The sequence below is a fragment of the Nocardia sp. NPDC050406 genome (assembly GCF_044459025.1).
Lineage (GTDB): Bacteria > Actinomycetota > Actinomycetes > Mycobacteriales > Mycobacteriaceae > Nocardia.
Map to the genome: position 1 here is coordinate 346,926 of NZ_JBITIM010000002.1, position 8,724 is coordinate 355,649.

Here is an 8,724-nt window from a genome sequence, read left to right on the forward strand (position 1 = left end):
CATGACTCGTCCGTTGACTCGCCGAACCGCCCTTGTCTCCGCCCTCGCTGCCGGAACCGTCGCCCTCGGTTTCCGAACCGCCGCCGCACAGGACCCCAACCCACAGGTGTTCTTCGACATCACGATCGGCGACCGCCCCGCGGGCCGCATCGTCATGGAGCTGTTCGCCGACACGGTCCCCAAAACCGCCGAGAACTTCCGCGCCCTGTGCACCGGCGAGCGCGGCACCGGCAACAGCCGCGTCCCCCTGCACTACAAGGGCTGCACCTTCCACCGCGTCATCCCCGGCTTCATGGCCCAGGGCGGCGACTTCACCCGAGGCGACGGCACCGGCGGCGAGAGCATCTACGGCGGCAAATTCGAAGACGAGAACTTCACCAAAACCCACGCCGCCCCCGGCACCCTCTCCATGGCCAACGCGGGCCCCGCCACCAACAGCTCCCAATTCTTCCTCACCTTCGCCCAAACCCCTTGGCTCGACGGCAAACACGTAGTCTTCGGCCAGGTAGTCGAAGGCCTCCCCATCCTGGAACAGATCGCCCAAGCAGGCACCGACTCCGGCACCACCACCCTCCCAGTGGTCATCGCCGACTGCGGCCAGCTCTAGTCCCCAGTCTGGACGTTCGATCAGGGGGAATTGGTGGCGGCGTTTCGCGGGAAAACCGCGCCACCAGTTCCCCCTCGTGGGTTTATCCACAGGGGCGGGTGGCGTGGGGCGGGATGTGGGGGGAGGGTGTGGGGGTATGGGGGAGTTGGAGGAGCCGTTTCCGGGGTCTTGGGCTGTTGCGGCGGGGGTGGTGACGCGGTGGGAGTTGCGGCACGACTTCGTGCGGGTGTTTCCGGATGTGTATGTGCGGCGGGGGGTGGTGTTGGATGCGGGCGGGGTGGCTCGGGCCGCGGCGCACTGGGCCAAGGGGACCGGGGTGTTGGTGGGGCGGTCCGCCGCGGCATTGCATGGGACGCGGTGGCTGGATCCGGGGTTACCGGCGGAACTCGCGCGGCGGGGGCACAGTCGGCCGCCCTGTGGGATTCGGATGGTCAAATCGGAGATCGACCGGTCCGAGTGTTGTGAGGTGGATGGGTTTCGGGTGACCACTCCGGCGCGGACGGCGTTCGACATCGGCCGCCGCTTGCCACGCGACGAGGCGTTGCCGATCCTGGACGCCCTTTGTGCGGCCACGGGCATCCAAGCCCGAGATATCGCTGAGGTGGCCCAGCATCACCCGCGTGCACGGGGCGCTCGGCAACTCGCGGCCCTGGTCCCGCTGGTGGACGGCGGAGCCGAATCGCCGCCCGAATCGCTCACCCGCCTGCTGCTCGTCGATGGCGGGCTACCGGCTCCCACAACTCAATTGGTCGTCCGGGATCGCTATGGCGTCTTCGTCGCCCGTCTCGACATGGGCTGGGAGCACTGGCGGGTAGGGGTGGAGTACGACGGCGCGCAGCACTGGACCGACCCGACCCAGCGCACCAGGGACATCGACCGCCTCGCCGCCCTGGAATCGCTCGGGTGGCGCATAGTCCGAGTCGACGCCACCCTCCTGTACCGCCGCCCCCACACCGTCCTCGACCGCGTCCACGCCGCCCTCCACTCCCAGGGCGTCCTGATGGACCGTTGATCAGGGGGAACTGGTGGCGGCGTTGTGCGAGTGAACCGCGCCATGAGTTCCCCCTCGTGGGTCAGGCCGCGGCGCGGGCGGGGGTTGTGGGGGTGAGGTGGCCGTCGACCATGGTGTGGATGGTGGTCATGTGGTGGAGGTGGGAGTGGTCGTGGGTTACGAGGAGGGTGGCGGCTTGGTGGGTGTGGGCCATGTCGAGGATGAGGGCGATTACCTCGGCTCCTCGTTCCTGGTCCAGGGCGCTGGTGGGCTCGTCTATGACCAGAAGGGAGGGGTTGTTCATCAGGGCGCGGGCTATGTTCACGCGTTGGCGTTGGCCGCCGGAGAGTTGGTGGGGGCGTTTGTGGGCGTGGGCGGCGAGACCTACGGCGGCCAGTAGGTCTTGGGCGTGGGTGCGGGTTGCGCGGCGTGTGCGGGGAGAGACGAGGAAGGTTTGGCCGAGGTGGGCCATGGCTTCGAGTTGTTCCAGGGCGGTGAGGGCGGGGATGAGGTTGGGCTGTTGGAAGACGATGCCGATGTGGTCGCGGCGCAGGGCGGCGGCGTCGCGGCGGGTGAGGGTGGCGAGATCGGTGGCGCCGCTGGGGGTTTCGAGGGTGACGCGGCCGGAGTCGGGGCGGATGAGGGTGGAGGACACGGCGAGGAGGCTGGATTTGCCGGAACCGGAGGGGCCGGTGATGGCGGCGATCTCGCCGCCGCGCACGGTCAGGTTGACGTGGTCGAGGGCGGTGATGCGGTCCGCGCCGTCGGGGTAGGTGAGGGTGAGGTCGGCGACGGTCAATGCGGTGGTCATCGAATTCTCCTGGACGGCAAAGGGTCAGCGGGCCTGGTTGAGGGCGGTGAGCGGATCCGCGGTGACGAGGAAGCGCAGGGCGAAGGCGGCGCCGAGGAGGCCGAGGCCCACCAGGGCGAGGGCGGGGAGCAGGGTGGTGCCGAGGGTGAGCACGAAAGGTAGTGCGTCGCCGAGGAATACGCTCGCGATCGCGGTGCCGCCGACGCCGATTCCCACGCCGAGCAGTAGTACCACCAGCGCCTGCCCGAGGGCATCGCGCACCAGCGAACCCGTGGTCGCGCCAAGGGCTTTCAGCGTGGCGATATCGCCGGTGCGCTGAATCGTCCACACGGTGAAGAAGGCTCCGATCACCAAGGCGGAGATGGCGAAGAGCATGATCGTCATGAGCGTGAGCGAACCGTTCTCGGCCTGATAGGAACTCATGGCCGACACCGAATCCCGCGCGCTGGTCGTGGTGGTGTGCGCGGTCGCGTTCGCGGCGGCGACATCCGAGACACCGGAGACCGCGAGAATGGTGGCCGCTCCGGCGCGCGGATTCAAACCCTGCCAATCGGACAGCGTCATCCACACCACCGGCGTGTGGGCGTACCAGTCGTCGCCGGTCACCGACCTCACCATGAAGGTCCCCGCGCCGAGTTCGACCGTGTCACCGGCCGCCGCATGCAGATCCTTGGCCGCCGCACTGCTCAGCACCACCTGCGCGGGATCGGTAGCCACGCGATTGCCGAAAGGTGTTCCGCCCACGCCGAACAAGGCGACCTGCGTCGGTGCCGCTCCGGCGTTCGTGGCCCGCGTGCGGCTGATGCCGATCGGGTCCACCGTGCCACCGGTGCGCTGCCACGCCCGCACCTGCTCATCGCTCAAGCTGGAGGCGTCGAACGACGCCGCGCCCCCGGTATCGGCGAAGACGACGGTATCGGCGCGCAGGGCCTGGATCGCGGAGATATTCTGATGCGCCAGACCGGCGGTGAGGCCGCTGAGGAAGCTCACCAGCAGCGCCACCATGGTGACGACGAGCGTGATGAGCAGAAAGCGGCCGCGGGCGGCGCGCAGATCTCGGAGGGCGACGAACATGGCTCTACTCTCGTGTCGAAACGCCGTCGCGCCATCGCGCCGCGGAACGAAACGCGCGTATGCGAACGGTGGGGCGGCCTTTCCTACTTTCGATGGATGCCGCCCAGGTAGCCGGGCATAAGCTGTCTGGCGTGCACCGATCCCCGCTGACCCCGGTCTTCTCCGCCCTCCAGGTGGGACTGCACGCCCTGGTGGTGGCGCTGACGGTGGTGATCGCCGGGCGCAGCGTGCTCACCCAGTCGAATCCGATCGGGGTGATCGTGCTCGCCGGGGCCTTCCTCGGCGTGTACTTCGCGGGCGCGCTGTTCAAGAGCAGACCCGCCGCCGCACGGCTGTGGCTGCTGGTGTTGACGCTGCTGTGGCTCGGTCTCGTCCTGCTCGTGCCGGACTCGGTCTACCTGGTGTTCGGCCTGTTCTTCCTCTATCTGCACCTGTTGCCGCGCTATTGGGGGCTGGTCGCCGTGGTGGCCGCCACGGTGGTGTCGATCGTGGGTTTCGCGGTGCATCGCGGCTTCTCGATGGCCGCCGTGATCGGTCCCACCCTGGGCGCGGTGGTCGCGGTCGCCATCGGCCTCGGTTACTCCGCGCTGTACCGCGAGGCCAGCGAGCGCCAACGCCTCATCGACGAATTGCTCGCCACCCGTGAGACTCTCGCCGAACAGGAGCGCACCGCGGGCAAGCTGGCCGAGCGCGAGCGTCTGGCCCAGGAGATCCACGACACGGTCGCCCAGGGGCTCAGCAGTATTCAGCTGCTGTTGCATGCCGCCGAACGCGCCGCACCGGATCATCCAGCGCTGCAACAGATTCGGCTCGCCCGCGAAACCGCCGCCGACAGTCTCGTCGAAACCCGCCAGCTCATAGCCGAACTCACCCCCGCCGCACTCGAGGGCCAGTCCCTCACCCAAGCCCTGCACCGCATCGCCCAACGCGCCGAAGCCCCCGGGCTGGACACCCAGATGATGGTGGAGGGCACACCGCACCGCCTGCCCATGCCGATGGAGGCCGCCCTGGTGCGCATCGCCCAGGGCGCGGTGTCGAATGTGGTGCGCCACGCCAATGCCGAGCGCATGCGCATCACGCTCACCTACGCCGACGACGCCATCCATCTGGATGTTGTGGACGACGGCGTCGGCATAGATCCGGAGGTCCTGGCCCAACCTCCTTCGGGCAGTTTCGGTCTAACCGCCATGCGCAGCCGCGTCGAGCAGCAGGGCGGCAGTATGGATGTGGAATCCGAACCGGGCCACACCGCCGTCACCGTCTCGTTTCCCTTGGAGGATCAGGAATGATCAGGATCCTGCTCGCCGACGACCACGCCATCGTCCGCGCGGGACTGCGGGCGCTGTTGGATTCCGGTGCGGCCCATAGTGATATCGAGGTGGTCGGTGAGGTGGCGACCGCCGACGAGGCCGTCGCCTTCTGCGCCACCACGCCGGTCGACCTGGTTCTCATGGACCTGCGCTTCGGACCCGGCAAATCCGGTGCCGAGGCCACCGCGGCGGTGCGCGCCCTGCCGAACCCACCGAATGTGTTGGTGGTGACCAACTACGACACCGACGCCGACATTCTCGGCGCGATCGAGGCCGGAGCCGTCGGCTACATCCTCAAGGACACACCACCGTCCGAACTGCTCGCCGCCGTACAGTCCGCCGCCGCCGGAGAGAGCGTGCTGTCGCCCTCCGTCGCCTCGAAACTCATGACCCGCGTCCGCAAACCGGATACGACCTTGAGCGCCAGAGAGATCGAGGTCCTCCGCCTGGTCGCCGACGGCCTCTCCAACCGCGACATCGGCCGCCGCCTCTTCCTCAGCGAGACCACCGTGAAATCCCACCTGGTGCACATCTACGCCAAACTCGGCGTGAAATCCCGTACGTCGGCGGTGGCCCGAGCCCGCGAGTACGGCGCTATCTGATCACGCGCTGAACTGCTGAGATCCGGTGACACGCAACAGCTCCAGAGCTGTCGCTTCGGCGGTCCCCGGTGCGGCCGAGTAGACGATAACGATCTGATCGGAATCCGGAACCTGGAGCGCGTCGCAGTCGAGGGTCAGCCGCCCCAGCTCCGGATGTCGAATGACCTTGGTATCCGAACGAATCTGGCCCGAGCGACTCGCCTGCCAGAGCTCGTCGAACCGCGCACTGCCCGAAAGATACCGGGCGGGCCTGACGAAGCCGAGGCGAAGGTGCGCGAATGCTTTGCCGGACAGCGGTTCCGGGTGGCCATGATCGGGGCGGGGGTGCGCATGGCTCCCGAGCACACACTGTTGTTCGAGCGGCTGACGAATGTGGTCCCCGAACTCGCACCCGGAATTCGGTTCTGCTTCAACACTTCTCCGGAGACGACCATCGACGCGCTGCGCCGCTGGGTTCGGCCAGCGCTCTAGGCGGCGTGCGCGTCCTCGGCTGAGTAGTTTTCACGAAGGCCGAAAGCCGCTGGCGTGGAGCCGTTTTCGCGGAGCATCCGCAGGCGGTCCAACGCTTCCTCGAGAGTCGGGATATGTCCGGCCGGAACCCACCACAGCACGGTCATGGGCTCGCGTGGGCGCGCGAACCAGTCGCTGCGCCTGCTCAGGAAGTCCAAGTGCTGGCTGCGATACACGTAGTCCCACAGGGCCTCTCGACTCTCCCAGACCGACAGGTTGATGATCACGTCCTCGCCGAGTGGCCGCATGGAGGTGGCATCCGCGCCGTCCTCGTCGACCAGACGCCAGACGAAGCCCGGGGAAGCGTCGGCCAGGGCGTTGATCGGTTCGAGCATGGACGTGAAGCCCGCCATGCGCGGGTCGTCCAGGGGGTACCGCAGCATCGCCAGATTCAACTCGGCGAGGTGATGACCGTTCATGGATTCAGCTCACCACGTCGCGAGTTTCTATGTCAACTCTCATTGTTTTTAGAATTCTCGATGGCGACACAACACAGGCCGGGGCGCGCGTCCATACGGATTCGCAGCTCGTCGGAATCCCCGAGCAGGCCCTCGAGCAGGGCGAGGTTCATGCCGCAGACCAGCGGCGGGTACGCCTCGGCCAGGGCGTGGAACGGGCAGTTGCGCAGCCGCAGCACGCCCTCGTCGTCGAAGGGCTCGTAGCCCCGCGATCTCAGCAGTTCGGCGGCGGCGGAGAGCTCGCGCACCGGCTCGCCGTCGCTTAGCGTGCGGCCACGCTTGCGAGCGGCGGCCTGCAATTCGACATCGACTCGCGCCTCCTCGGCGACCTCCGCCAAAAGGTCGGCGGCGGTGAGGTAGTCGCGCGACGGCAATGAAACCTGGTGCTCCGCAGTCGATCTCCGATACAGCTTGGCGGGGCGACCCGCGCCGGGCCCGGTCCGCCCCGACAGCCGCCTACTCTCGGTCTCCAGCAACCCCGCCTCGACCAGCTTGTCGAGATGATGCGCCGCGAGCGTGCGCTGGATACCCGTCGCTTCCGCGGCGTCGTTGCGGCTCACTTCCTCGCCCCGACCGGCCACGTAGTCGTAGAGCCGCCGCCGCACCGGATCCTGCAATGCGGCGATCGCGTCGATATCCCTCACCTGGCCATTCTAAGAACAACCGATCGCCACGATAGAAGTCGCCGGGTCCGAAGTGCCTGGTTCCGGCGTTTCGCCGCGTCCAGCCCTTACGGTGATCGGCATGGCTTCCCTCTCCGACCCCCAGGTGCGCGATTTCCTCACCGCCGGAACCCGAACCGGCAAACTCGCCTTCACCACCGCCGACGGACGCCCCCTAGTCGCCCCCATCTGGTTCATCGTGGAAGGCGAGGACATCGTCTTCAACACCGGAAAAGCCACCGCCAAGGGCAAATCCATCCTCCGAGACGGCCGCCTAGCCCTGGTCGTAGACCTCGAGGAACCCCCCTACGGCTTCGTCCAGATCCAAGGCACCGCCACCACCTCCGAAGACCCCGCCGACCTCCTCCGCACCGCCACCGACATAGCCGCCCGCTACATGGGCCCCACCCGAGCCGAAGAATTCGGCAAACGCAACGGCGTCCCCGGCGAACTAGTGGTCCGCCTCCACCCCACCAAAGTCACCGCCGCCCTCAACGTCACCGAGTGAGCCACGAGGGGGAACTGGTGGCGGCGGCCACTCGGACGTTGCCGCCACCAGTGCCCCCTGATCGTTGGTCCACTTCCGCGAACGCGGCGCGGGCGAGGCTGCTTAGACTCGCGGGATGAGTGTGCACTTCATCGGGGCTGGGCCGGGGGCGGCGGATTTGCTGACGGTGCGGGCGGTGGAGTTGTTGCGGCGGGCGGGGGTGGTGCTCTACGCGGGGACGTATCTCGATCCCGAGGTGTTGGGGCACTGTGCGCCGGGGGCCGAGTTGGTGGATACGCAGGGGATGGATCTGGATCGGATCGTGGAGCGGTGTGTGCGGGCCGTGGGGGAGGGGAAGGAGGTCGCGCGGTTGTGTTCGGGGGATCCGTCGGTGTATTCGGCGTTGACCGAGCAGACTCGGCGGTTGGATGCGGCGGGGGTGGCTTGGGATGTGACGCCGGGGGTGCCCGCGTACGCGGCCGCGGCGGCGGTGTTGGGGGCCGAGCTGACCGTGCCCGAGCTGGTGCAGTCGGTGGTGTTGACCCGGACTCGGGCGCGGTCGACCGCTATGCCGGAGTCGGAGGCGCTGGGGGAGTTCGCTCGGACCAAGGCCACGTTGGTATTGCATTTGGCTATTACTCGCATCCGCGCGCTGGCGGGGGAGTTGGTCGCGGAGTACGGGGGCGACTGTCCGGTGGCCGTGGTCTATCGGGCCAGCCAGCCCGAGCAGGTCGTGCTGCGCGGGACCCTGGTCGATATCGCCGACAAGGTGGAGGCCGCGGGGTTGCGGCAGGCGGCGGTGATCTTGGTGGGAAGGGCGCTGGCGGAGGGGGTTTCGTGTGCGCAGTCGCACCTCTACGACCCCGGTCGGGACCGCTCGCACATTAGCGGCTAGTTCGGATTTTTCGGCCCGAACAATCCTGAAATGCGATGATAGCTAAGGGCTATGGTCCTTTTTGTATGCACACCCGCAGCGGGCGGTAGATTGGTTCGGTGGTGTGCAGCAAGGTTCTGGATATGGCGGTCTTGGCGTCGCCGGGTGTGGTCGCGCCCATGTAACAAGATCGCCGCTCGGGACGGATACCCATTGAACATTTGTGACTGATTGTTATTCGAAGTGAACCCCGAACGTGGACGCCACGCTGGTAGAGGTGTGCGTCCCGTTCGGGTGTCGGCGGGGAGCGCTGTGGTGTTCCGGAAGCGAGGTTTGGG

The 8,724-nt window shown here is 67.5% G+C and carries 12 protein-coding genes; 7 read left to right on the top strand and 5 right to left on the bottom strand.

Features of this window, described 5'->3' with window-relative positions:
* Window position 1: 1 nt before the first annotated feature.
* Together ACIBH2_RS15015 and ACIBH2_RS15020 are read left to right on the top strand one after the other, a co-directional pair.
* Window positions 2–607: a peptidylprolyl isomerase gene (locus ACIBH2_RS15015; RefSeq protein WP_397117622.1), complete on the top strand. Its 606-nt coding sequence runs from the start codon at window positions 2–4 to the stop codon at window positions 605–607.
* 136 nt (window positions 608–743) lie between these two features.
* The gene (locus ACIBH2_RS15020) at window positions 744–1,619 is read left to right on the top strand and encodes a DUF559 domain-containing protein (RefSeq protein WP_397117624.1); all 876 of its coding nucleotides are present in this window, start codon (window positions 744–746) and stop codon (window positions 1,617–1,619) included.
* Between the two features lie 61 nt (window positions 1,620–1,680).
* On the opposite strand, the gene ACIBH2_RS15025 is transcribed toward ACIBH2_RS15020, so the two are convergent.
* On the bottom strand, window positions 1,681–2,409 hold the full coding sequence (locus ACIBH2_RS15025) for an ABC transporter ATP-binding protein (protein ID WP_397117626.1): 729 nt from the start codon (window positions 2,407–2,409) through the stop codon (window positions 1,681–1,683).
* A gap of 24 nt (window positions 2,410–2,433) precedes the next feature.
* Window positions 2,434–3,483 (bottom strand): FtsX-like permease family protein, encoded by a 1,050-nt coding sequence (locus ACIBH2_RS15030; RefSeq protein WP_397117628.1) that lies wholly within the window; start codon window positions 3,481–3,483, stop codon window positions 2,434–2,436.
* A 131-nt stretch (window positions 3,484–3,614) separates the two neighbouring features.
* On the opposite strand from ACIBH2_RS15030, the gene ACIBH2_RS15035 reads away from it, so the two are divergent.
* Window positions 3,615–4,772: a sensor histidine kinase gene (locus ACIBH2_RS15035; RefSeq protein ID WP_397117630.1), complete on the top strand. Its 1,158-nt coding sequence runs from the start codon at window positions 3,615–3,617 to the stop codon at window positions 4,770–4,772.
* A complete protein-coding gene (locus ACIBH2_RS15040; RefSeq protein WP_397117632.1) occupies window positions 4,769–5,395 on the top strand; it encodes a LuxR C-terminal-related transcriptional regulator in 627 nt (208 codons plus the stop codon). The genes ACIBH2_RS15035 and ACIBH2_RS15040 overlap by 4 nt, the downstream gene beginning before the upstream one ends.
* Here ACIBH2_RS15040 and ACIBH2_RS15045 read toward each other — a convergent pair whose 3' ends face one another.
* Window positions 5,396–5,740, bottom strand: coding sequence for a hypothetical protein (locus ACIBH2_RS15045; RefSeq protein WP_397117634.1), 345 nt, complete (start codon window positions 5,738–5,740; stop codon window positions 5,396–5,398). It lies immediately after the preceding gene.
* Here ACIBH2_RS15045 and ACIBH2_RS15050 point away from each other — a divergent pair.
* A complete protein-coding gene (locus ACIBH2_RS15050; protein WP_397117636.1) occupies window positions 5,726–5,866 on the top strand; it encodes a hypothetical protein in 141 nt (46 codons plus the stop codon). The two genes, ACIBH2_RS15045 and ACIBH2_RS15050, sit on opposite strands and share 15 nt — an antisense overlap.
* Here the strand turns inward: ACIBH2_RS15050 and ACIBH2_RS15055 are convergent.
* Window positions 5,863–6,324 carry a DUF3291 domain-containing protein gene (locus ACIBH2_RS15055; protein ID WP_397117638.1) on the bottom strand — a complete coding sequence of 154 codons (462 nt, stop codon included), beginning with the start codon at window positions 6,322–6,324 and terminating at the stop codon, window positions 5,863–5,865. The genes ACIBH2_RS15050 and ACIBH2_RS15055 overlap by 4 nt on opposite strands.
* 32 nt (window positions 6,325–6,356) lie before the next feature.
* Window positions 6,357–7,007 carry a helix-turn-helix transcriptional regulator gene (locus tag ACIBH2_RS15060; RefSeq protein WP_397117640.1) on the bottom strand — a complete coding sequence of 217 codons (651 nt, stop codon included), beginning with the start codon at window positions 7,005–7,007 and terminating at the stop codon, window positions 6,357–6,359.
* Between the two features lie 100 nt (window positions 7,008–7,107).
* On the opposite strand from ACIBH2_RS15060, the gene ACIBH2_RS15065 reads away from it, so the two are divergent.
* The gene (locus tag ACIBH2_RS15065; RefSeq protein ID WP_397117642.1) at window positions 7,108–7,533 is read left to right on the top strand and encodes a PPOX class F420-dependent oxidoreductase; all 426 of its coding nucleotides are present in this window, start codon (window positions 7,108–7,110) and stop codon (window positions 7,531–7,533) included.
* 115 nt (window positions 7,534–7,648) lie between these two features.
* Window positions 7,649–8,407 carry a precorrin-4 C(11)-methyltransferase gene (gene cobM, locus ACIBH2_RS15070; RefSeq protein WP_397117644.1) on the top strand — a complete coding sequence of 253 codons (759 nt, stop codon included), beginning with the start codon at window positions 7,649–7,651 and terminating at the stop codon, window positions 8,405–8,407.
* Window positions 8,408–8,724: the final 317 nt, after the last annotated feature.